This is a genomic window from Flammeovirga aprica JL-4 (assembly GCF_012844305.1).
In the GTDB taxonomy this organism is placed as follows: Bacteria; Bacteroidota; Bacteroidia; order Cytophagales; family Flammeovirgaceae; genus Flammeovirga; species Flammeovirga aprica.
This window is the reverse complement of record NZ_JABANE010000020.1, coordinates 19,620-45,241: the sequence shown is the minus strand read 5'-3', so window position 1 is coordinate 45,241 and position 25,622 is coordinate 19,620. Positions and strand designations below refer to the sequence as shown.

At 34.7% G+C, this 25,622-nt stretch carries 11 protein-coding genes; 6 read left to right on the top strand and 5 right to left on the bottom strand.

What is annotated here, in order from left to right:
* Positions 1–26: 26 nt before the first annotated feature.
* Genes HHU12_RS09450 through HHU12_RS09435 form a run of 4 tightly spaced genes read left to right on the top strand, consistent with a single transcriptional unit; the run spans position 27 to position 3,949 of the window.
* Positions 27–314 (top strand): TIGR03643 family protein, encoded by a 288-nt coding sequence (locus tag HHU12_RS09450; RefSeq protein ID WP_169656498.1) that lies wholly within the window; start codon positions 27–29, stop codon positions 312–314.
* Positions 315–316: 2 nt separating this feature from the next.
* Positions 317–1,789 carry a cryptochrome/deoxyribodipyrimidine photo-lyase family protein gene (locus tag HHU12_RS09445; protein WP_169656497.1) on the top strand — a complete coding sequence of 491 codons (1,473 nt, stop codon included), beginning with the start codon at positions 317–319 and terminating at the stop codon, positions 1,787–1,789.
* 9 nt (positions 1,790–1,798) lie between these two features.
* A complete protein-coding gene (locus HHU12_RS09440; protein ID WP_169656496.1) occupies positions 1,799–3,289 on the top strand; it encodes a cryptochrome/photolyase family protein in 1,491 nt (496 codons plus the stop codon).
* 48 nt (positions 3,290–3,337) lie between these two features.
* Positions 3,338–3,949, top strand: a complete 612-nt coding sequence (locus HHU12_RS09435) for an alpha-ketoglutarate-dependent dioxygenase AlkB family protein (RefSeq protein ID WP_169656495.1) — start codon at positions 3,338–3,340, stop codon at positions 3,947–3,949.
* Positions 3,950–4,219: 270 nt separating this feature from the next.
* On the opposite strand, the gene HHU12_RS09430 is transcribed toward HHU12_RS09435, so the two are convergent.
* From HHU12_RS09430 to HHU12_RS09415, 4 genes are all read right to left on the bottom strand, one after another.
* The gene (locus HHU12_RS09430; protein WP_169656494.1) at positions 4,220–5,731 is read right to left on the bottom strand and encodes a hypothetical protein; all 1,512 of its coding nucleotides are present in this window, start codon (positions 5,729–5,731) and stop codon (positions 4,220–4,222) included.
* A gap of 18 nt (positions 5,732–5,749) precedes the next feature.
* Positions 5,750–7,387, bottom strand: a complete 1,638-nt coding sequence (locus HHU12_RS09425) for a RagB/SusD family nutrient uptake outer membrane protein (RefSeq protein ID WP_169656493.1) — start codon at positions 7,385–7,387, stop codon at positions 5,750–5,752.
* Between the two features lie 14 nt (positions 7,388–7,401).
* Complete coding sequence (locus tag HHU12_RS09420) at positions 7,402–10,503, bottom strand: SusC/RagA family TonB-linked outer membrane protein (RefSeq protein ID WP_169656492.1); 3,102 nt, start codon at positions 10,501–10,503, stop codon at positions 7,402–7,404.
* A gap of 573 nt (positions 10,504–11,076) precedes the next feature.
* Positions 11,077–15,270: a hybrid sensor histidine kinase/response regulator transcription factor gene (locus HHU12_RS09415; protein WP_169656491.1), complete on the bottom strand. Its 4,194-nt coding sequence runs from the start codon at positions 15,268–15,270 to the stop codon at positions 11,077–11,079.
* Positions 15,271–16,010: 740 nt separating this feature from the next.
* On the opposite strand from HHU12_RS09415, the gene HHU12_RS09410 reads away from it, so the two are divergent.
* Together HHU12_RS09410 and HHU12_RS09405 are read left to right on the top strand one after the other, a co-directional pair.
* Positions 16,011–17,525: an alpha-L-fucosidase gene (locus HHU12_RS09410; RefSeq protein ID WP_240970892.1), complete on the top strand. Its 1,515-nt coding sequence runs from the start codon at positions 16,011–16,013 to the stop codon at positions 17,523–17,525.
* Positions 17,526–17,924: 399 nt separating this feature from the next.
* On the top strand, positions 17,925–19,655 hold the full coding sequence (locus HHU12_RS09405) for an ABC transporter ATP-binding protein (RefSeq protein ID WP_169656489.1): 1,731 nt from the start codon (positions 17,925–17,927) through the stop codon (positions 19,653–19,655).
* Positions 19,656–20,068: 413 nt separating this feature from the next.
* Here HHU12_RS09405 and HHU12_RS09400 read toward each other — a convergent pair whose 3' ends face one another.
* Positions 20,069–25,513, bottom strand: coding sequence for a leucine-rich repeat domain-containing protein (locus tag HHU12_RS09400; RefSeq protein WP_169656488.1), 5,445 nt, complete (start codon positions 25,511–25,513; stop codon positions 20,069–20,071).
* Positions 25,514–25,622 lie beyond the last annotated feature (109 nt).

Below are 25,622 nucleotides of genomic sequence, written 5' to 3'. Positions count from 1 at the left end.
TATCTTATTTCTTTAGTTAACACCTTATGAAATTGCTACTAAATGACGAAGAAATTGACCGTGTAATCGAAATGGCATGGGAAGACAGAACACCATTTGAAGCCATAACAGTACAGTTCGGACTATCAGAAGCAGAGGTGGTAAAGCTGATGCGTAATGAAATGAAAAGGCAAAGTTTTAAAAGATGGAGAAAAAGAGTACACTCAAAAGACAGCAGTAAACACCTCAAGAAACGGTCAAGCGAGATAAGCAGATTTAAATGTAGCAGACAGAGATTAATAACCAACAACAATATCAGCAAAAAAACTTATTGATTATGAATGAAAAGCAAAGAATTAACATCGTTTGGTTGAAAAGAGACCTTAGAACACAAGATCATCTTCCACTACATTTTGCAGAACAAAGTGATTTACCTTACCTCATTCTCTACATCTTCGAAACAAGAATTCTGATGTATAATGATACCTCTTCCAGGCACTTGCAATTTGCTTTTCACTCTATTGTTGATATGAATAATCACTTGTCGGCTTACAATAAAAAAGTGAGTATGACCTACGGTGATGCTGTAGATATATTTGATTATCTGATCAATATATTTGATGTAGATACTGTATTTAGCTATCAGGAAAGTGGCATACAGCTGACCTATGACAGAGACAAAGCAATTAAAGCACTCTTTCAAGGGAATAATATCAAATGGAACGAATTTCAAAGAGATGGTATTAAAAGGGGTATCATCAATAGAGATAACTGGGACAAAGATTGGTACGTGACCATGAAACAGCCCGTAGTAGAAAATAAATATTCAATACGGGAAGAAGTGGAGTATGCTAATTTATATCCCTTACCGGCTTCGTTTAGAAATGTCATCAAAAACTACAGTGAACAATTCCAACCTGCTGGAGAGACGTTTGCTTGGAAATACTTGAATTCATTCACCAATGAAAGAGGTAAGTACTATAGCAAATTTATTTCGAAACCGTTGGAAAGTAGAAAAAGTTGTGGGAGACTTTCGCCTTATCTAGCATGGGGCAATATTTCGATAAAACAAGCCTATCAGCATATAAAAGATCACCCTAACAGAGCTGAATATAAGCGTTCTTTTAATGGAATATTGATCCGTTTGAAGTGGCACTGTCATTTTATACAGAAGTTTGAAGTCCAATGCTCTTACGAGCAGGAGTGTTTAAACAGGGCATTTGAAAATTTGGATCACCAAAACAATAAGCAGTTTTTGGAAGCGTGGAAAACAGGTAAAACAGGCTATCCTATGGTTGATGCATGTATGCGCTGTTTGCATGCTACAGGGTGGATTAATTTTAGAATGAGAGCCATGCTGGTGAGTTTCTTATGTCATCATTTGGATCAAGATTGGAGAAATGGAGTATATCACCTCGCAAAATTGTTCCTGGATTATGAGCCTGGTATACATTTTACACAGTTTCAGATGCAGGCCGGAACTACCGGTATTAATACCATCAGAATTTACAACCCTGTCAAGCAATCTCAAGATCATGACCCTGAAGGTGTTTTTATAAAACAATGGGTGCCTGAACTGAAAGAAATTCCCACACGTTTTATTCATGAACCTTGGCAAATGACTTCTTTGGATAAGGCGTTTATTGGCATTAAAAACTTTAAGTATCCTGATCCAATTGTTGACTTGAAAGTGAGTGGGAAGAAAGCCCGTACTAAAATTTATTCTTTCAAGAAAACACCGGAAGTCAGACAGGAAAAAGAAAATATATTAATACTCCATACCCGGAATATAAAATCAAAAACGGTTTAATTAAATTAGATGATTGCACTTGTCTTTCCTCATCAATTATTTGAAAATTCTCCTTTATTCAATACAGATTGTAATACTTATGTATTGGTAGAGGAGTATTTGTTTTTCTATCAATATAAGTTTCACAAACAAAAACTGTTATTTCATAGGACTTCTATGATGCAATATGCCTCCTTTCTTGAAGAAAAAGGATATGAAGTGGTGTATAGGAAGGCGGAAAATGCGGAGGTATCAGATATACATTATGTGATCAAAGAATTAGGGAAAAAGAACCCTCAAGAAATAGTATATATAGATCCTGTAGATGATTGGCTGAGCCGTAGATTGATCGCTTCATCTGAGAAAGCCAAACTAAAGTTGAGACAACTTAAAACACCTATGTTTTTAAATGATGCTGAGGAAAATTCAAATTATTTTAAAGCAAAGGCGAAGAAATTTTATCACGCTAATTTTTATAAAAAACAAAGAATAGCTCATCGTATATTGATCACAGAGGATAAAAAACCTGTGGGAGGGAAGTGGTCGTTTGATGAAGAGAATAGGAAAAAATATCCAGCGAAAAAGATTCCTCCTTTTACAGCTTTCTGTAAGAAAGACGGCTATGCAACGGAAGCAATGGAGTATGTAGAGGAAAATTTCTCAGGCAATTATGGCATAATGAATAGTAATTTTCTATACCCAACTAATTTTGTCTCAGCAAAGCAGTGGCTAGAATCGTTTTTAATGGAAAGATTTTTAGAGTTTGGTACTTATGAGGACGCAATTGTAAGCCATCAAAGTGTATTGTATCACAGCTTACTATCACCTTTACTCAATGCCGGCTTACTGACTCCTGATTATGTAATAGAAAGGATTAAGGAATTTACTTTTGCAAATAATATTCCTCTTAATTCAGCAGAGGGATTGATTCGTCAGATCATCGGCTGGAGAGAGTTTATTAGAGGTGTTTATGAAGCGAAGGGAAGAGAAGAAAGAACCTCTAATTATTTTAGATTTGATAAAGAAATCCCACCTTCATTTTATGATGGAACAACAGGTATAAGGCCAGTGGACATCACGATTAAGAAAGTGTTGAGCACAGGTTATTGTCATCATATAGAGAGACTTATGGTGCTCGGTAATTTTATGTTGCTTTGTGAATTCAATCCCAACAGTGTTTACCGCTGGTTTATGGAACTGTTTATAGACGCTTATGACTGGGTGATGGTCACGAATGTATATGGCATGAGTCAGTTTGCAGACAGAGGGTTAATGTCCACCAAACCGTATATCAGTAGTAGTAATTACCTTATGAAAATGAGTGATTATCAAAAAGGAGACTGGCAGTTGGTTTGGGATGGATTATTTTGGCGTTTTATGGACAAGCAACGAGATAAAATCGGCAATAACCCTCGTATCAATATGCTTTTAAGAAATTTCGATAATATGAATACAGAAAAAAAAGAATTACTTTTAGAGAAAGCAGAAGACTTCTTGAATAAACTAAATGTAGTCATATAATTAATACACAATTTTAATTGTTGGACTACTTAATAACAAACCAAAATTATGCTCTCATTATTTGATCAAACCGCTGATAAAGCTCAAAATTTGTTGCCTTACGAAGGGGAGGTGTATTATTATGGAAAAGTGCTTCCTTATAATGAAGCTACATCATTTTACAACCTTTTGAATGATACCATAGATTGGCAGTCTGATTTAATCAAAATGTTTGGCAAAGAGATTTTAACCAAACGCAAAATGGCCTGGTACGGCCTGCAACCTTACGAATACACTTATTCAAAAGTCAAGAAAATAGCACACCTTTTTAATGATTCACTAACTCAATTACTGAAAATTGTAGAAGCAAAATCGGGGGAAACTTATAATTCCTGCTTGCTCAACCTTTATCATAATGGAAGTGAAGGAATGGGGTACCATAGCGACAATGAAAAGGAAATGAAAGAGTTTGGTGCTATAGCCTCTTTATCGCTAGGGGCAGAGCGTAAGTTTTCATTCAAACATAGAGAAACAAAAGAAAAGGTAAACCTCCTGCTTGAACACGGTTCACTTTTAGTCATGAAAGGAGAGACGCAGAAACATTGGGTACATTCCCTTCCTGTTAGTAAAAGGATTGTAAAGCCAAGAATCAATTTGACGTTTAGAACGGTAGTGTATTGAATGAAGAATTAAGAGTTAAGAATGAATAATGATGGTTCTTGTTGTGGCTCTTGAAGTGGTTTGTAGTGTGAATTTTTTAAAGATTTGAGAAAATCGTCTCTAGACAAATTTCAATTACCATCACAAATAGAACTTACGAACCACACCACGAACCATTACTCTTAACTCTTAACCAAAAAAAATCTTCATTCTTAACTCAAAAAACCTATTAAACCAAAAAAGCAGAGCACCCATACGGATACTCTGCTTTATTAATTCAATTGATTTATATTATTCTGCTGGAGCCACTTCGTACTCGTACAGTTTAAAGTTATCAAATTCAATTTCTGTTTGTCCACCAGCACCACTAGACACTTGTATGTTAATCTTGGCACTATCCCAATCAGCAGGAGGTTGCTTGTCTGTCAAGATTTGAACTTTTTGCCAAACACCTTCACTATCAGCTTTTAATTGGTCAGTACAGCAAACGCCCAACCATTGTTTATAGTTATCTGCCCAACCATCACTAGGCATTACTCTCCAAGTCATTTGAAGACCGTTTCCACCAGGATTGTTTTTCACTTTCACCCAGAATTCTAAAGCGTATGTTTTATCCTTGCTTAGAGAGAAGAATCCATCATTCATGCTAATTTGAGCATTTGAACCTTCATCCATTACAATGTTTAAAGCATTTGTACCAGATTGAGCTCCAGATGAAACAACAGTTAAATTAACTCCTCCTTTGATAAGGTTTAGATCATCAAAAGGAGAATAATTACCATCCTCAAAATCAGGATTGATATTCAGCAAGTTTTTCGCATAAACAATGACGTTTTCATCAGTGAATGTCTCCAATTTAACAAAATCAGAAGACTGAACACTACCCGCTGAAGCATCATAAGAAACAACTGCAGTCTGTGAATTGTAAATGTCATTTTCCATTACAACTTCAACAATACTTGCATCATTTTTATTCAATTGTACTGTTTTAATTGAACCTGCTACGCCATTTACTTTCACAGTGAAAGCAGAAATATCATTAGCATCAATAACATCCATATCTCTAGAGAACTGTAATTGTATAAAACCAGGGTTCGAACTTTCACTAACACCAGTAAGCTCTACAGGAAGAGTAGAAGGAATAACTTCAATGAAATCCCACACTACTAAACTATCTGGACGACCATAAGGCTCTTTTCTCGAAGAAACTAATCCAACAGTATAAGTACCTAGTTTTTTGAATTGAACCTCAACAGTTTTTGTTTCTAAAATTTCTGACTGACCATCAATCAACCATTGGTAAGTATCAGGACTACCTGACGATGTATCTGTCATTGTAACGATAGAACCCGCTTCAACAACATATTTTCCATCAGCTTCTGTATAGTTACCAGCAATGTTAGTTACAGCAAAATCTGTAGTTATGGTATCAAGTACTGAAACCATAAATGTAGAATCTTGCATGTAAGACCCTGTAGAATCTTGGAATTGCCATTGGATGGATAAAGGAATTTCACCTACTTCCATAAATTTCACAAAAGCAGTTTCTTCTGTCAATACAGAATCCTCATTATTTAAGAAGTAAGAAGGGAAGGGAACGGTCCATTTTCTATCTACAAAACCTTTAGAACCATCAGCAATTGAAATCTGCTGATTCACTTCTACTGTAATTTTGCCTGCATAAGGAGAAAAGATGGCAATATCCTGGAAGTCACCATAAGGTACAACCTCATCTTTTTGGCAGGATGTGAGAGCTATTACTAAAGCAATCACTCCAAGTGATATATTTTTTAGAATTTTCATGTTCTAATTTTTTTTAAATTATTGGCTAATGTTAGGATTAGTAAGTGCTTCGTCTACAGGAATAGGGAAGTAATCATGTACTAGAGGAGTATATGTAGCAGCTCCTTCACCATATTCTTGTAATTTTGGAAGATCAACATCATCAACAGTAGCATATCTTAAATTCTTATCTTGTAAGATAAATTCTAACTTAGATAAACGTTCGTACTGCTCTTTTACTTTACCCCAACGTCTTAAATCTACCCAACGCGTGTCATGACCTTCAAACATTAATTCTTTTGGTCTCTCATCCCACATAATATGCTCCATCAATGACTTTGCAGTGTAGTTTACTGGGTCAATTTGAGTTACACCAGATCTCGCTCTGATTAAGTTTACAAGGTTAGTAGCTTCGTTTACTGCACCGTCACCGCTTAACTCTAAGATACACTCAGCATATAGTAAGTAGATATCAGCCAAACGAATGATTCTTTCATTGATACCTGAGCTATATACATCACCTAAACCATCATTTTCAAACTGGTGATTTTGGAACTTTCTTAAGTAGGATGCTTCACTGTTATTGAATCCCATGTCCTCTACATCTTTAGTGTAAAAAGTAGTACCGTCATCTGCTACTGCAATTGAAGCTTCACATCTTAAAGAATAAACTCGACCATTATTTCTTGAATCGTTAGGATCCATAGGGTCTTCCTTCAATTGCATTGTCATCCAATATGATGGCATTACAACTCTCCATCCACCTGCTTCACCTGGAGCTAAAGTTCTTGCTCTTGTAGTTCCTTCAGATCCAGTAGGACCATCTGGTGAGCCTGCAGCACCTGAACCAGGTTTTTGAGTTGCAGAGAAAGCTACTTCAAAGATAGATTCTGAGTTAAATTCGTGTTCTGCATCAAAGTTCCAAGAGATTTCAGGAGTCAATTGATACAAATCAGATCTGTCGATTAGCTTCTTGTATTCCGTCTTTGCTAATTCATAGTTGTGCTCATTGATATAAACATGTCCTAAGAAGCCAGTAGCAGCCCCCCAAGTTGCACGACCCACGTATTTTTCTTCCCATGTTTCAGGAAGATTCGCTTGAGCGTGTTGTAAGTCTTCTAATAAGAATGCTAAAACATCCGCTTTGTCAGATAGTGGCTTTGCAAAATCCTCTTTCGAAGCAGGAACTGTTTTATGTAAGATTACATTGCCATGGTTGTAAGTAGAATATAACCAGTAATAACATAAACCACGTACAAAACGAGCTTCAGCAATAAATAATGCTTTCTCATCCTCATTCATCTCAATACCAGGTACTTTTTCAATTACTTGGTTGGCACGAAGGATAGCTGTGTATAAATCAGCCCACTTTTCTTTTACTACGTTAGTGTTATCGTTGAAAGATAACTTCTGTAAAGACTGTGCACCTGCATTCCAGTTGTTTGGTCTACCTGTATCAGATCTTACCGGCGTATTCACTGCAGAAGTACCACCTGTAACGCCATGTCCTTGTAGACCACTATATGTAGCCATTAGTCCTTTAAACGCATCCTCTCTTGTTTGCCAGAAAGAAGCCTCAGTAATTGTATTTGTATTTTCAACATCGAAATAGTCTGAGCAGCTTGATAGTGCAGCTGATAAGGCAAGTCCGACAAATATTTTAGATATAAATTTCATGATTGTAAGTAAGTTTAGAATTCAAGAGAAAGACCACCTCTGTACACTGCTGAAATTGGATAGTTACCTCTATCAACACCTCTTAAGAAGATACTTTGTGAACCAACTTCTGGATCAAAACCAGTATAATCAGTGAATGTGAATGGATTCTGAGCACTAACATAAAATCTTAAGTTGTTCATCTTCAATTTGCTGATAACAGCTTTTGGTATTGTATATCCTAATGCGATGTTTTGAACTCTTAAGTAACTAGCATCTTCTAAGAAGTAATCTGAGAAAGTACGAGTGTTGAAGTGTTCGATCTCATCTCTCGGCATTGGGATATTTGAAGTCGGGTTGGCTGGCGACCATGCATTTACAAGTTCTGCATTTCTCTTCGTCAAGTATGAATAAGCTCTTGAACCGTTGAATACTTTTGCACCTACTGAAGCGAATAGCTGAACACTTAAGTCAAAACCTTTGTAAGCAACATTCATATTAAGACCTGCTTCCCATTCTGGAGTACCTGAACCCATGTACTGACGATCTTCTTGGTCAATTAGACCATCACCATTAGTATCGATATATTTCAAGTCACCCATTTGAGCTGAAGGAATCATTTTTTGGTAAGCTGCTAAGTCCTCAGCAGTTTGGATTGTACCATCTGTAGGAATCAAGAAGAATGAACCTGCAGTATAACCTGGCTTTAAGAATGTAGTGGGCTCACTATCTCTAATCAGCATTGGTTTACCACCTGAGATTGATTCAACTGAAGGTGCAAGCGAAATTACTTTATTTACGTTTCTTGTAAATGTACCGTTCACTGAGAACTTCACATCACCGAAGTGGTTATTATAACCTAATGCAATCTCAAGGCCTTGGTTTGAAAGGTTACCAACATTTTGCCAAACTCTGTCATAGTTATTTGAAGATGTCGCACCAGTTGATGGAGGAATCTGTACTGCTAATAACATGTCGCGTTTGTCGTTTTGGTACATATCAACTGATAAAGTAATACGTCCTTCCATGAATTCAGTATCTATACCAATGTTTTGTGAGATGTTAGTTTCCCAACGGATCGCTTTATCTACGAATGTTGGAGCAATAGAACCGAAATATAAGTAATCACTACCTTCTCTACCTAAAATATAATCCACTTGAGGAGTTACGATTGATTGGTAAGGAAGGTCAGCCATTAAGTTATTCAAACCTTGACCTGCCTTATCACTACCTGTTTCACCGTAACCATATCTAATTTTGAAGTTAGAAACGTACTTCTTGATTGGTTGCCAGAATTTTTCCTCTGAAATATTCCAACCTGCAGAAACTGAAGGGAAAGTACCCCATCTATTGTCCTCGTGGAATCTTGATGAACCATCACGTCTGATCGAAGCACTGAATAAATAACGGTTGTCGTAAGCATATTGAACACGACCAAGAATACCGATATTTTTATTTTCAGAATATCTTTCGTCTGCTGCAACTATTTCGTTGGCAGCGCCAATTGATTGTGTATCATTGCTAGGGAAGTCTCTAGCAAATATATAATGTCTATTTCCTTGAGATGATTCAAAAGTAACACCACCTACAAAACCTACTTTATGTTTTCCAAACTTTCTGTTGTAAGTCGTAGTGTATTCTTGGATTGTACGAACGTATTTGTAATCTGTATATTTAAGTTGTGCATATGGATTTGATGCATTTGGTAATGGTAATCCATCTTCATCATAAACATTATATGAAGGTTCGAAAAGCTTCTGGTTGTTGTTTGAAACTGATCCGCCAATGTTTGCGTTTAACTTAAATCCTTTGAATAATTCATAATTTAAACGAGCATTACCATTGTAACCACTGATTGCTTCTTGGTTCACTTGGTTTAATTTACCAACGAAACGACCCATGTTTTCAGGGTTAGCACCTGGTACTACTACATCTGTATCACCTGGCTGGATTCCTGGTAAGAAAGGAGACTGCTTGATTGCATCATATTGTAAAGCCCAAGGTTCTTTATTAGCCATACTGTTGTTAAGTCCCATGTTCACTTGGAACTGTAACTTACCTTTCTTGTAAGTTGTATTTGCTCTCACTGTTTGACGAGCATAATCTGATCCGATAAGAACACCTTGCTGATCAAAAATAGTACCTGTAATGTTGTACGTTAAGTTATCAGAACCACCAGAGATTCTTAAACTGTGGTTTTGCATTGGCGCCATATCATTTTGAAGCTCATTCATCCAGTTTGTATCATAGTACAAACCGTTTTTGTTTTGTTCCAATGGATTAAACTTACCTGACTCTTTTAATAAGTTAGTAAGTTTGTTGATGTAAAGATGATCATTTGTGTTGGCCAAGTTAACACCTGAAGTAATTTTTTGAACACCGTAGTATCCATCATAATTCACCTTCATTTGTCCTGCTTTACCTCTTTTTGTTGTAATCAAAATTACACCTGCTGAAGCTCTTGAACCATAGATCGCTGCAGAAGCACCATCTTTTAGTACTTCTAATGACTCAATTTCCTGGGGAGAAATATTGGGGTTAGAAGTATACGTTACACCATCCACAACATAAAGTGGTTCTGAACCACCATCTTGGAACGAGGTTACACCACGAATCGTGATCGTTGAATTAGCACCGGGAGAACCACCTGCTGATCTAACACTCACACCAGCCATTTGACCTTGAAGTGCTGTACCAATATCTGAAGTAGCTAAACGGTCTAAATCTTCTGATTTCACTTGAGCAATTGAACCAGTTACTTCACGTTTAGACTGTTCACCGTATCCAATTACAACTACTTCTTCCAATGCTTCAGTATCATAAAGCATCACGATATCAAATGTAGTTCTATCACCAACATTTAGTAATTGAGTAGTGTACCCAATGGACGTAATTTCAAGAACACTCTCTTTACTAGGTACTTTCAGTTCAAACTTACCGTTAAAATCAGTAACTGTACCAATAGTAGTACCTTTTACCATAACATAGGCTCCAATCAGTGGAGCTTTCTCTTCATCATTCACAGAACCTCTAATAATAAGGTCTTGTGCAAATAGTTGAATAGAAGAGAACAATACTAGCAGAATTGCTCCGCTTACGTATTTGAATAGATTTGCTTTTGTAAAATAACAACTCATAATCTCTACATACTAAGATTTTAAAAATTCAATTCATTTATCATTGACGATTCAAAACTAAACTGTTAATTTTCCATAAGTGTTAAAAAAACCATTGTAAAATCGGGGGGAAAAAATATTGTAAACCTACTGTATATGTGTTTAGAGCAGGATTTCAAAAATACACCCCCTATAGGTTGAAAAGTTTTGACTTTTGAGAATTTGAATGAATAAGTGAATGGAATAATACGGACAAAAGAGAAAAAAATATTTAAATATTTTTGTGAAAATTAACTTAAAAACCCCTGATAAGCAGGAGGGAAATTTTTTAAGTGAAGAGTGAAGCGTTAAGAATGAAGAAAATGGTTCGTGTTGTGGTTCATAAAGTAAATTTTATGACAGCTCTTATGGTGGTCAGATTTACATTTCAATAAAACGTCCCCACAATGGTATTCATCATAAAGGATATTCTACCAATAATTGTGTGTAGGGACGTTGCATTGTAACTTCCACCGAACCACCATAAAAACCACTTTGCGGTCCACAACAAGAACCATTATCTTAACTGTTAACTCTTCATTCTTAACTCTCAACTCATACAATATCTTCTAAAATATCAGAAGTTTCTGTTTCCGAAGAGTTTTCCTTTAAATAAGCAGAAGGAGGAATACCAAATTCTTTTTTAAAGCAGTTTCTGAAATACTTCAAGTCATTAAAGCCAACCTCATAGGTCACATCACTGACACTATAACGACCTAGTTTTAACATTTGAGCAGCACGTTTTAAACGAATATTTCTAATGAACCCTTTCGCAGTTTGACCTGTCAGTGCTTTTAACTTTTGATTCAGACGGATAGGAGTGGCCCCATACTCAGAGGCGAGCATATCTACGGTAAATTCAGAATCAGAAATATTTTCCTCTACGATATTGACTAATTTCTTTAAGAATTTCTCATCAATAGAAGTGTAAGTGATTTCACTTGGCTTCACATCTACTTTTGTTCTGAATTTCTTCTGCTGATTCTTACGATTTTCAATCAGAGAGTGCATTCTAGCCAGTAAAACATCAGAATTGAACGGCTTCGTGACATAAGCATCTACTCCATATTCATAGCCTTTGAGCTTACTTTTCTCAGAATTTTTAGCAGTGAGTAGAATAATAGGAAGGTGACAAAGTTGATCATCATCACGTATGCTCTTTGCAAGTTCATAACCGTCCATCACAGGCATCATAATATCAGAAACCACAAGGTTTGGCATCACTTCCTTTGCAATTTGCAATCCTTTTTGACCATCTTCCGCAAGGTAAACTTCATAGTTTTCTTCCAATATACCCTTCAATAACTCACGAATAGAGTAATTATCATCCACCACAAGCACTTTAGCTTTAGAAGAAACTTCTAACTCATCTTCTTCCTGCTGTTGCTGTTCTAATAATAGCGTTTCATTTTCAATAGGTTCAATTGTCACCTCATCAAATTCTTCTCCCGCATAATCTTCTTTATGTAATGGGAACTCCATGTAGAAGGTAGTGCCTTTATTCAATTCACTTTCCACCTCAATAGTACCATGATGCAGATCTACCAAACTTTTTGTGAAAGCTAAACCAATGCCTGTACCTCTATTTTTTGCTTTTTTCAAGTTACTTACTTGATAAAAACGATTGAAAAGGTAGTCCAATTTTTCCTCCGAAATACCAATACCAGTATCTTGAAGTTTAATTTTAACCTTGTTCTCATCTTGTGTAAGCGAAAGGTTGATTTCGCCATCATAAGTAAACTTAAACGCATTGGAGAGCAAGTTATACAAGATTTTCTCCAGTTTATCCGTGTCCATATAGCCATGAATATTGTTGGAAGTGACCTCGTAAGTAAAGCTAATATTTTGATGTTCAGCAAACTCTTTGAAAGAATGATGTACCTGATCCAAGAATGTAGACCAATTACCTTTCGATAACTGTAATTTCATTTGTCCTTGTTCTACTTTTCTGAAATCTAGCAGTTGATTGACCAAACGCATTAAATGCTGTACATTTTTGAAAATCATCTGATAGCTTTTCTCTCTATCACTAGAAGAAAGCTGACCGCCTTTCTTAATGAGTTGTTCGATAGGTGTATGAATCAAAGTCAGTGGCGTACGTAATTCATGAGAAATATTAGTAAAGAACTGTAACTTCAATTGACTCAAATCTTCTAATTTCTCACGCTCAAACTTCTCCATTTCCAATTGACTTTTCTTCCTTGCCGTGATGATTGTATATCTTGAGAAGAAGAAAATAATAGCAATAAATAATGAAAGGTAGATTATTTTCGCCCACCAGCTTAACCAAAGTGGAGGTAAAACTTTAATCTTCAGTTTGATAGGGTTGGGGTTCCAAATGTTGTCTCCATTAGATGCCTTCACATACAAAGTATAATCGCCAGGGGAGAGGTTAGTATATTTTGCCTCTCTCTGTTCCACGTCCGCAATCACCCAATCTTTATCAAACCCTTCTAATTTATATTTGTAATGATTGTTCTCTGAAGCACCATAATGCAAGGATGCAAACTTTACAGAGAAACTATTGTGACTGTACTGCAATTTAATTTCTTCTGTAGTTTGAAGCGATGAAGAAAGAATTTCATGGCCTTCAAACTTATCATAGGTATTAATTTTTTTATTTAGGATCTTCAATTCCGTAAAAATCACATCTGCGATCGTATTGTCATCAATAATTTCATGAGGCTTGAAGATGTTCAAACCATTCACACCGCCAAAAAGTAATTCTCCGTTCTTTAACTTAACAGCAGATAACTCACCGAATTCATCATCTTGCAGTCCATCAGACACATCCATATTTTTAATGGACCTTGTTTCTAAATTAATTTTACTCAATCCTTTATTTGTCGCTACCCAGAGATTGCCATAATCATCTTCTAAAATCGACTTGATCACATTACTAGGCAACCCATCGGCATCAGTCACTCTTTCAAATTGAGCTTTATTAATTTTACTTTTAGAAGGATCAAAAACATTTAATCCACCTCCCATTGTTCCAATCCAAATTTCACCATTGGAAGCCTCGAAAATAGGAAGTATATAATTATAACTTAAACTGCTAGGGTAATCTGCTTTATTCTGAATTACTTCGAAGTGAGGTTTTTCCTTTCCTTTTTCCTCCTTAGATAAAAAGGCGACACCTTGATTAGTACCAATCCACAGATTGCCTTTACTATCAATCATTATACTACGTGTAACGTCAATAATATCATCATTTTTATCTAAGATTTGAGGGTAAGACCAATGCATGGTGTCATTCATTTGAATACCTCTCACCACACCACCCCCATAAGTTGCTAACCATAAAATAGAGTCGCCATCATTTTTCACATCAAAAGAGGCATTGCCATGTCCTTTGGGATGAAGAATATGGTCTTCTAATTTACCTCCTAGCTCGGTCGCTTTATCAATATGAATAGCAAGCGTTTTATTGGGGTACCCTATGCCAAAAATCATATGATCTTTAAATTGAGTAATAGCATAGGCCACATTTTGAGCTTTTTTATTTGGGGCAACATTGATTGCCTGAATTTTGTGATTATCAATAACATTGACACCGCCACCTTCTGTACCAACCCAAATTCTTCCTCTATCATCCTCATATGCTCCTCTTATTTTACTGTAGTTCAGGTCCGTATCCTTTTTTCCTTTTTTCAGATGTCTGAATTTTTTTCTTCTTGGGTTGTATTTATTGATACCACTTCCATTGGTTCCAATCCATATTACACCCAATTGATCTTCAAAAATGGATGTGATAATATTGGCACCAAAATATTCACTATTATCACTGTTATGATGATCAATTAATTTTAAAGTCTCACCGATTTCATCTCTTTTAAAACGATACAAACCATCATTAGCACCTGCCCAAATAATACCATCTTGATCTCTCCATAAATGCTCTGATTTAAGATCATAAATTTTCTTGAACTCAGCCTTGCTGTCACCTAACCCCTTTACTTTCAGTTGGTAAATACCATCAAAGTAAGAAACCATTAAACAGTTTTTCCCTTCCGTAATTGAAGAAACGCTATTGTCATAACCCTTGCTGAAACGTTTGAATATACTAAATTCACTTTTTTCTTTAGGGTTGATCAATAACTGAATTCCTCCTTTACTGCCTACCCAAAGGTTTCCACGTTTATCTACATATAACCGAGTGATATAATTTGATGCTATACTTTCATGGTTGTGAGGATTATGATAATACTTCGCAACGTTGATTTTATCTTTTGTAAGATATTTGTCCTCAATTTTATTCAATCCCTTCAAGTTACCAAACCATAAATTACCATCCTGATCCTTCACCATAGTCGAGATGTTATTATCAGTAAGTAGCTTTGGGTTTTTCTTTGTATTGGCAAAGAAGTGAAACTTTTCAGTGGTAAGATTAAAACGGAAAAGACCAGCATCAGCAGAACCGATCCACAAATTTCCATGGTTATCATCCATGATAGAAGTAATCAAGTTAGATGGCAGATCATGCGTGTCCATCCTATAGTTCTTAAATTCATAACCATCAAACCTGCTAAATCCATCATTTGTACCAATCCAGATTAATCCTTTTTTATCTTGAAAGATACAGTTTACATCGTTTTGAGACAGTCCTTGCTTAGTAGTGTAATGAGCAAAAACAGGTGTTTCATCAAATGCACTTGAAGGAACAGCAATAGTTAACAACAAACAAATTGAAGGCAAAATATACGTTAGAAATCGTAAATATTTTGCAGTTTTTGATAGTAATTTCATTTCCAAGTAATAATAATTCATCTATTTCTTTTAAGTCCAAAAAATACATGTACAAAGTACGCAAATCCCCCTATGCTATCAATGTTCTGAAGGGAAAGAATTAATATACACCCTGTATATCCTAAAAAATTTTTCCTCAAAACCTCATTTTAACAGTGTGAACAATGTTTTAAGTAAAAAAGGGACAGATTAGAGTGGTAAACATTAAAAAAATCAATTTACAAAAAATACCCTCTAAAAACTAGCTCGATATCAAGGGTGCTAAATTAACTCCTCGCTATAATTATGATAGAATAGTGTACAGTTATAGTCTATTATAAATTATAGCCCCTCTATTTGAAATGATAATTTCCAAGGTGTCTCACCAATCAGCCATAAATTTGAATTATTGATAAAAGCGAACTTTATCCTAAAAAAAACAAACGGTTTGAGGAAAAGTTTAATATCACTTCCTAAATACTAGGACAAAAGTAAACGAGTGTTTCTTGCACCATAGTTAAAACTATGGGCAGGTGATAGGGCAACCTAATCAAGACTAAAGTCTTGAAGGTTGGTAACGAAGACAACACTTCAGTGTTGTTGGAGTCAATATCATCAGCCCATGACTTCAGTCATGGTGCACGTAATTATTGTTCCATTTCTTTTGTCACAGTACTTAACAAAAGAAATGATATTAAAGCTTGGTTATGATTACTTAAGAAAAGAAATAAGATAGTATGAGAAATGTAGTTATGTTAATTATGGCAGCTTTTCTTGGAGCATGTTCTGTGCAAAAGGAAAACGCTGTATCCAACAAAGAGGTTTTCGAACCAAATTGGGAATCTCTCCAACAATATGAAGTGCCGGAATGGTTCCAAGATGCAAAATTGGGTATTTTTATCCACTGGGGTGCTTATGCCGTACCTGAATACGGTTCAGAATGGTATCCTAGATTAATGTATATGGACAGTGTAGAATGGACTCCAAAAGGGGAAGCAAAGAAAATTGGAGCAACAGACATGAATCAGTATCATGTTAAAAACTTTGGGACGCTAGATAAATTCGGTTACAAAGACTTTATCCCAATGTTTAAAGGAGAGCAATTCAATGCCAAAGAATGGGTTGATCTTTTCCAAAAATCAGGGGCAAAATACATTGTACCTGTTGCAGAACACCACGATGGCTTTGCAATGTATAAATCAAAGCACACACGTTGGAACTCCGTAGATATGGGTCCTAAAAAAGATATATTAGGAGAATTGACAAAAGAAGCAAGAAACCGTAACATCAAAATCGGAGCTTCTTCTCACTACGCCTTCAACTGGAACTACTTCACTTATAAAGAAGGATTTGATACGATGGATCCTCAGTACAGTGACTTATACAGCCGTCCACACGACCATTACGCTCCAGCGGATCAGGAGTTTTTATCACATTGGTGGGACAGAACAAAAGACATCATTGACAGCTACCAACCAGACATCTTATGGTTTGATTTCTACATCGACCGTGAAGAATTTATGCCGTACCATCCAAAATTGGCCGCTTACTACTATAATAAAGGTATAGAATGGAAGAAAGACGTAGTGCTTCAAACGAAAAACTTCAAAATGGTCACTTTCCCAGAAGGTACTCACGTTTTAGACATCGAAAGAGGAAAAATGTCAGACATCAATCCTAAAGTATGGCAAACAGATACATCTATTGGTAAAAACTCATGGGGCTATGTAAAGAACTGGATCTCAAAAGACGCCAACACACTAATCGATGATTTGGTAGATATTGTAAGTAAAAACGGCTGTCTATTACTAAACGTAGGTCCAAAAGCAGATGGAACAATCCCAGAAGACCAAAAAGCAATTTTACTAGAAATCGGCCAATGGCTATCAGTAAACGGAAAAGCTATCTACGGATCAAGACCATGGAAAATCTACGGTGACGGCCCTACAAAAGTAGCCACAGGTCACCACACAGAAGGCAAAAACGAAGACCTTACAGCGGACGACTTCCGTTTCACTACCAACGAAGGAAAACTCTACGCCATCTCAATGGCATGGGCAACAAATGGAAAAGTGAAAATTCCAGTATTGAACCAAAACTCTGAATACATTACTTCAGGCATCAAAAAAATCAAATTACTAGGAAATGATGGTGCACTTGACTTCAACCAAGATGAAGAAGCCTTAGAAATAAAGCTTCCATCTCAAAAACCTTGCGAACACGCATTCGTTTTCGAGATCGAATTCGAGGACAAAAGTCAAATTGCTTTGAAATAGATATTTTAAGCAGTTGAACATTTGAAATTGGAATAAGTTGGATCATTATTTTTAAGTCTAATCAAGGCAGAATAGAAGAGCATAGCCTTAGCTACGTGATGATATTCTAACGCAGAGTAGGCAAAAAAAGAAAAAACAAAACTTTCAATTTTAATTGTACAACAGCTTAAGATCACAGTAATAAAGCCACTTTTCAATGGAGAGTGGCTTTTTTGTTTTTAATAATGACCACAAATTCACTTTTTCCCAAAAGAATTCCCCCACTTCATTCAATTCCCCTATATTTGTGTCGCTAAACAGTATTCAAACTTGAATTAAAAAACCTTCATCATAAAACGAAGTACTAACGTTAAATAAATCTTATGATGAAGCACAATAACTTGAAGAACATTTTTTATTATGAATATCATTTTTCAGACCATACAATTTATTCGTTCTGTTTTACCCAAAGATCAAAAAGTCAAAGCCATAGGCGTCAGCATACTCTTATTCATTAATTCAGGATTAGAATTAATAGGTTTAAGTGCCATGCTCCCCGTTTTCGCCGTTTTATTAGAAGATGATGTAATCAATAAATATGCATGGGCCAACTGGATTTACAACTTATTCGGTTTGACGGATGATAAGCAATTTATCATTTTATTGACATCTGTTTTATTTATTGTTGTTGTGGTGAAAAATATTTCAGGGATGTTTATTGTGAAATTGCAGAGTGAGTTTGCGATGGGGTTATATAGCGATTTTGCCAAGCGACTACATCAGATATATTACAGGAAAGGTTTTTTGTTTTTTAAGGAACAGAATTCTAATGTGCTTAATCGAAATATTCAAGCAGCGACACAAAATTTTGCAAATTCACAAGTTTTGGGAGTATTAAATATTTTAAATGAAATTATCATTTTACTCTCTATTATAATAAGTATAGCGATTTATGATTACAAAATATTAGTATTATTGGCTTCAATTGTGATTCCTGTATTTTTTGTTTTATATAAATTTGTTCGAAATAAATCATTAGTGATAGGTCAAACAAGAATGGAGGTTGGACCTAGATTAGGTCAAAGTGTTTTTCAAAGTATATTTGGTTATGTTGATGTTATTATCTCTGGTTCTGAAAAGTTATTTCGTTCTCGAATGAACAAAGATCTAGATAAATTAGTCAAAGTAAATATTGATTCTAATATCTACAACCTAGCACCAACAAGAGTAATTGAAACGGCATTAATGTTAGCAATTCTAATAATGAATGTTTATGGTGTATATTATTTAAATTCTAGGATTGAATTACTTCAATTGTTAGGTGTTTTTGCAATTGCGGGTTTCAGAATAATGCCATCTATTAATAGAATGATGACCTATTTAAATGGATTGAATCAATATAAATGGACATTTAAGGTGCTAGACCCTCTTAAACAAGAATTGCATCATACAAAAACCATTCAGAAGGAACTAACTTTTGAACATTCGTTAGAATTAAAAAACATAGAATTTCAATACCCTGATGCAAATGAAAAAAGTATCATTAAAGACTTTTCTTTACTGATTAAAAAAGGTGAAACCATTGGTTTAATAGGACCTTCTGGTTCAGGAAAAACTACTATCATGAATATCCTTTTAGGTTTTCTAAAAGTCACAAAAGGCCAATACCTTATCGATGATCAAGTTTTTGGAGATGAATATGTAGACGATTTCTATCACAAAGTAGGCTATGTACAACAATCCGTATATATAATTGATGCATCTTTAGCAGAAAACATCGCTTTTGGTGTTAAAGAAGAAAATATAGATTACCAAAAACTAGAAGAAGTACTAAAAAAAGCATCTCTTTTCGAAGTAAGCCAAGAACTAGAGAATGGAGTGCACACTAGAATAGGGGAGAACGGAACAAAATTATCAGGAGGACAACGTCAAAGAGTAGGCATTGCGAGAGCCCTTTATTTTGATGCTGAAATTCTCTTCTTTGATGAAGCAACATCAGCACTTGATACGCAGACAGAAAAAGAAATTACAGAATCGATCCATAAACTATCAGAATCCAACCTTACTATTATCATCATCGCTCACAGACTAAGTACTTTAGAAGACTGTGATAGAATAATAGAAATCAAAAAAGAAGAAGAAGTTATTTGAGTTAAGAGTTAAGAAAATGTATTGTGATGTGGTCCTTAAATTAGTTGTTACGATGGTTGCCCTTGTAGGGATGTTGCATTGCAACGTCCACTGAACCCCAACAAGAACCATTTTTTGAAAAATTCACAAGGTAAAATACTGATTCCCATGACTCGAAGTCATGGGCTTTTGGGAAGCTATTCCACTTAATAATTTTCATTAGAATCTTGATATGCTTCAATGATTTACAATTGTTGAATTTATCTCAATTCTTATAAGTTTCATCAAAAGCTGATAAACGAGATGCTTTCTCAAAAAAAACATAATTTCAATTATGGGTCTATGAAACATCTGGAATGTGGAATAGCTACATTTACGCCTACATCATTAACCCATGATTTAAATCATGGGTTAATGATGTAGGTAATAAAAGATCACCTCTTGGATACTTTGATGGCAGCAATTCCTTTATCCGTATTCACTCTTACCAAATACATCCCACTAGGAATATCCTGCAAATCAATAGTCCATTTATACAATGATTTCGCTCTACTTTCTACCTTAAATTCTTTACCAGTAACATCAAAAACACTTACTTCTAAAATCCTTATATCCTCAAAAGTTAGAACATTAATATCACTATCCGTTGGATTAGGGTAAACAGATATTTTGCTAGCAATAGGATTTTTAATTCCTGTTACACCATCCACAAGAATAGGAAAGGAAGTGAGGACAATATCTTTATAATGAGAATTGGTGATGGTATAGTTATATTCTCCGATGTTATTGACTCTTATAGAATCAGCGGTTTCCCCTTCTAAAGGGCTTCCTTTATAATACCATTGGTAAGCATCATTTTCAGTTTGGTCTTGCTTTGGAACTTCAAGGTAATTCACACCATTTTCCAGAGTGATGGTCAGATCTGCTTCACCTACTAACTTTTGATTGCCATACACAAAATTGATTCTTTGGTTTGAATTTCTTAACCTTACTTTATCCAATTCTGCAAAAGTGAGATGATTCTGAGAGGCATTGAAATAGGTTAAACTTGGTTCAAGGTCTCCAATGTCATCGGGTAATTCAAAGAGATTGTTCGCACTAATATTTACGCTTCTTAATGCATCAAGTGTAGCAAAATTAACAGGCAGTACATCGATATTTTTATTCCAAATATCTAACTCAACAACCCTTGCTGTATAACCATCCACTTTTACACCTTCCCAAAGTCCAACAGGATCATCAATGGACCAATTTAGCGTATGATTAGCATTGAGCTCTTTAATGCTATTCAATACTAAAGAATCTTCAGGGTTTGTGGTGCCAATAACCACAAAAACACTTGCGGTAGTTAATGTTAAATCACTGTAGTTGGGGTTGTTAATCTCACATACATACTCTCCAAATTCAGAACTTACAAAGTATTCTCTTTCGTTTGCCCCAGGAATCAAAAGTCCTTCATAGAACCATTGATATTGATTTGAGGTTACATCAGGGTCAATAGTAGAATCTATCTGAATTGTAATATTACCAGAAGTTGCTATTCTTTGCTCTTCGCCTACAATACCTTGAGGATTATATTCTTTTTGAGAAGTTTGAGGTATACGGCCAATATCGTCAAAAGTAAAATGATTGTTTTGCATTTGAACGAGTTCTAAATTTACTAATCCGTTTACTTTTTCATCTAATACATGAAGATTATTACCTTGAATATCTAAAACTTCTAAGTTTCCTAAATTATAAATACCATCAATAATAGTACTGATACCATTATTACTGATTTTTAGTGCTTTCAACTCTTGTAAATTTTCAATGCTTGCTGGTAAAGTAGTAATTGTATTATTACCAATATCCAATGTCTCCATTTGAGCAAGTTCACCAATATTATCAGGCAAAGCATTTAACTTTTTATCCTCCAAAATTAGCCCTTGAACTCTTCCTGCACCTCCCACAAGCTGTACTCCTGACCATTCTGAAATTGGTGATGTTAAGTCCCAATCTAATAAATTTCCATTATTTCTAGGGTCAGTATAAATTGAAGCGACAATAGTAGAGTCACTTATAAAATCACTTTCACTATAAATATAGGAGAAAGCAGATTGCAATGTTAAATCTCTAAAATCATCATTGGTAACAGCACAGTAGTACTGACCAATCTCAGATGTTGTATAAGAAGATGTATTTGCTCCTTCAATCCTCACTTTATCTTTATACCACTGATAATTATTTCTGGTATCTTGTATTGTGGGGTCTATTGTAAGCGTTATTTCATTATTTGTAAATGCGAAGGCTCGCTCTTCACCAACAGTAGCTTGATCAGAATAATTAATTAATTCTGCATTTTGATTGATAATAGCTTGAGCATTATAGAGATCATAGAAGGTTAATTGATTCTTTGAAATATCAAAGGTGTCTAGGTTTAATAAGGCTCCATTAATTGTGAAATCGGAAGGGATTGTTATCAATCCTACATTATGTAATTTTACTGCAAAAATTGGGTTTCCTTGGAACCCTGAATGTGAAATACTATCCCAATTTGCTACTTGTAAAGATGGATCCCAATTTAAATTAACTTTAGGATTGACAGAACTTAGTGATAATAAAGCTATTGAATCGGCAAAGAACGCTGATGCATTAATCAAAGTGTAATTTCCAGTTTGAATTTGAGCTAAATCTGGGAAATCAGGGTTTGTGATGATACAGTAATATATATCTTCTGAAGTTACATTAAAATTTCTATTAGTTTCTCCGTTTATCAGGCCTTGTGAGTTATACCATTGGTATTGATTGTTTACAGCAGAGTCTGGAACGGTAATCGTATGTGTATTATTGTAATAGATAGTTACATTTTCTGAAAGGTTATTTTGTGGGGAATATATCTTAGTTGTAATATTATTTATATCTAATATTTCAAGGTCAGAGTATCCCAGTCTATTGTTTTGAGCCCAAGTTTCATTGATGTTATTAAGGTATTGGAATTCTGCAGGTAAGCTTTGAATATTATTGTCACTGAAGAAAAATCTAGTTATAAGGTTTAGATTTCCTAGTTCTTTGGGAAGTTCGTTGAGTTGATTGGTGTGAATACTTAGTATACTAAGTGCTGTCATATTACCTATTTGAGGAGAAATATGATTTATTTCATTTTGAAAAGCAAGAAGTGTTGTGACAGCAGTAAGGTTGCCGATTTCATCAGGTAGATTAGTTAATTTTTTTTGTCTCAGATCTATGGAAACAACTCTATTATTCTGAACGTTAATGCCTGCCCATTGATCCACAGGTTCATCAGTGTTCCAATTTATAGTATTACCTGGATTATTATTCAAGATAGCGATCAGAGCAAGTGAGTCTAAAGGATCTGTACCATTTCCTCTTGAGACATTAATATTTCTACTAGTGAGTGTAAGTTCAGGGTAATTGTCATTTTTAAATGTGTAATTATAAATTCCAGGGTTGTCTAGAATGATAGAATCTTCAGTTGCTCCGTTTATAATATTTTGATTGTAATACCATTGGATCTCAATATTTTGTACCTCTGAATCAATAGTGTAGTCAATACTAATAGTAGTAGGTCTTGTAATAGTATATTTTCTAACCTCTCCAATTGAATCCTGAGGATTGTAATTATACTTATCTATTGAATTGGGGAAAATTGTTATATCCTTGAAGGTTAGTTTATTCTCTTGTATAAGAAGTGTATCAATAGCACTCCATTGCTCTTTTTGTAGAGGTAATGAATCTATTTGATTCTTCATCAGATTGACGTACTTAATTTTATTCCAATTTCCTACTAATGGATTTAAACTATTGAAGTTATTATTGTGAGCATCAAAAACAATCAGATTGGTATTTGCTCCTATTTCATTAGGTAATTCTTGAATGTTATTGTTACTGATGATTAAAGAGTCTAGAAATTGTAATTCACCAATTCTATTAGTGATATTCGTAATATTTTTATTATCAATATTAATCGCCGTAACTCTAAAGTTATTGATAGATATACCATCCCAAGTATGAATAGGTTGGTCATCTTGCCAATTTAAAGTACTTTGAGGATTATCATATAATATTTGTAAAACAGCGGTTGAGTCATTTTGTAATTGATCTTGATCAAACAGAATGTAATTATTGGTTTGTAATGTTAATAGAGGAAAGTTATTGTTTGAAATAGTACAAAAATAAATACCCGGTACTGAAGTATTGTATGTTCTGCTATTTGCATTTTGTATTGGATTTGAAATATCATTCAAGTACCATTGATAATTGTTATTGGCGGTGTTCGGATCGAAAGTAGAAGGAATTTCAAGAGAGGCAGTTTTTCCTCCAGTTATATCAAAAGAAACTTCTTTGCCAATTTTTTGCTGAGGTTGATAGATGAAATTAACAGGAGTAGCAGTGATAGCTTCCATCATTTCAAAAGTAATATTGTTATTATTAATCCATAAAGTGTCTAATTCATCAAGTATGCTGATTGATTTTGGTATAGTATCAATTGCTGCATTTTCAATTTTTAAAGAATTAACCCTTCCATTTGTGAAATTTACACCATTCCATGTTGTGATTGGGAGTGAAGTATTCCATTCTAAACTGTTTTGAGAATTTTTAGAGTAAATTTCAGCAACAGCAGAGGAGTCATTAGCAAAAACGACAGGATCTAGGATATATTGAGGCTCAGAAATTAAAGTCAGTTGAGTGAAAACGGAGTTGTTTATTTCACAGTAGTATGTTCCCAATTTACTGGTAGTGAGTGAGCTACTATTTCCATTTGAGCTAACCGGAACATCATCTTTAAACCATTGATAAGTATTATTAGGGGAAGAGATTTCAACAGGTAGAGAGAGTGTTATTGGATTACCACTATATGGGATAACCTCTGATGAACCAACTTTATTTTGAGGGCTATAGATAAAATTATTGGGTGAGGGCTGTGTTATTTTCTCTAATTCTTCGAAAATTAGGTTATTATTTTGAAGCTGTAGATTGTTTAAAGCATCAAGATTACTAATGTCAGAGGGTAAGATGGAAATATTACTCATACTTATGTCTAACTCCGTTACTCTATCTAGAGGATTTCCAGAGTGTAAAACACCTTGCCAAGTTGAAATAGGTGAGTTTAAATTCCAATTTAAATTATTATCAGGGTTGTTTTTGTAGATATTCGCAATAGCAGTGGAATCATTTAAAAAATCAGTAGCATCAATCATGTTAAACTCCCCTGTTTGTATTGAAGCAAGGCTAGAGAATTCAGAGTTAGTGATTATGCAGTAATATGAGTCATCAGAGTTAATGGTTATACTTCGACTAGTTTCTCCGTTTATCAGGCCTTGTGAGTTATACCATTGGTATTGATTGTTTATAGCAGAGTCTGGAACGGTAATCGTATGTGTATTATTGTAATAGATAGTTACATTTTCTGAAAGGTTATTTTGTGGGGAATATATCTTAGTTGTAATATTATTTATATCTAATATTTCAAGGTCAGAGTATCCCAGTCTATTGTTTTGAGCCCAAGTTTCATTGATGTTATTAAGGTATTGGAATTCTGCAGGTAAGCTTTGAATATTATTGTCACTGAAGAAAAATCTAGTTATAAGGTTTAGATTTCCTAGTTCTTTGGGAAGTTCGTTGAGTTGATTGGTGTGAATACTTAGTATACTAAGTGCTGTCATATTACCTATTTGAGGAGAAATATGATTTATTTCATTTTGAAAAGCAAGAAGTGTTGTGACAGCAGTAAGGTTGCCGATTTCATCAGGTAGATTAGTTAATTTTTTTTGTCTCAGATCTATGGAAACAACTCTATTATTCTGAACGTTAATGCCTGCCCATTGATCCACAGGTTCATCAGTGTTCCAATTTATAGTATTACCTGGATTTTCATTCATTATAGCTATTAGGGCAATTGAATCTTGATATGATATTTGAGAAAATAAGATATTAGGGAATATCAGTAAAAAAAAAACAGTTATATATTTAAATAAGAAAGTATACATG

Excerpts from the sequence above, each read along its gene's own strand:
- HHU12_RS09430 (WP_169656494.1), bottom strand. The coding sequence starts at position 5,731 with ATGAAAATTCTAAAAAATATATCACTTGGAGTGATTGCTTTAGTAATA.
- HHU12_RS09440 (WP_169656496.1), top strand. The coding sequence starts at position 1,799 with ATGATTGCACTTGTCTTTCCTCATCAATTATTTGAAAATTCTCCTTTA.
- HHU12_RS09435 (WP_169656495.1), top strand. The coding sequence starts at position 3,338 with ATGCTCTCATTATTTGATCAAACCGCTGATAAAGCTCAAAATTTGTTG.
- HHU12_RS09425 (WP_169656493.1), bottom strand. The coding sequence starts at position 7,387 with ATGAAATTTATATCTAAAATATTTGTCGGACTTGCCTTATCAGCTGCA.
- HHU12_RS09420 (WP_169656492.1), bottom strand. The coding sequence starts at position 10,503 with ATGAGTTGTTATTTTACAAAAGCAAATCTATTCAAATACGTAAGCGGA.
- HHU12_RS09410 (WP_240970892.1), top strand. The coding sequence starts at position 16,011 with ATGGCAGCTTTTCTTGGAGCATGTTCTGTGCAAAAGGAAAACGCTGTA.
- HHU12_RS09450 (WP_169656498.1), top strand. The coding sequence starts at position 27 with ATGAAATTGCTACTAAATGACGAAGAAATTGACCGTGTAATCGAAATG.
- HHU12_RS09400 (WP_169656488.1), bottom strand. The coding sequence starts at position 25,513 with ATGAATGAAAATCCAGGTAATACTATAAATTGGAACACTGATGAACCT.
- HHU12_RS09415 (WP_169656491.1), bottom strand. The coding sequence starts at position 15,270 with ATGAAATTACTATCAAAAACTGCAAAATATTTACGATTTCTAACGTAT.
- HHU12_RS09405 (WP_169656489.1), top strand. The coding sequence starts at position 17,925 with ATGAATATCATTTTTCAGACCATACAATTTATTCGTTCTGTTTTACCC.
- HHU12_RS09445 (WP_169656497.1), top strand. The coding sequence starts at position 317 with ATGAATGAAAAGCAAAGAATTAACATCGTTTGGTTGAAAAGAGACCTT.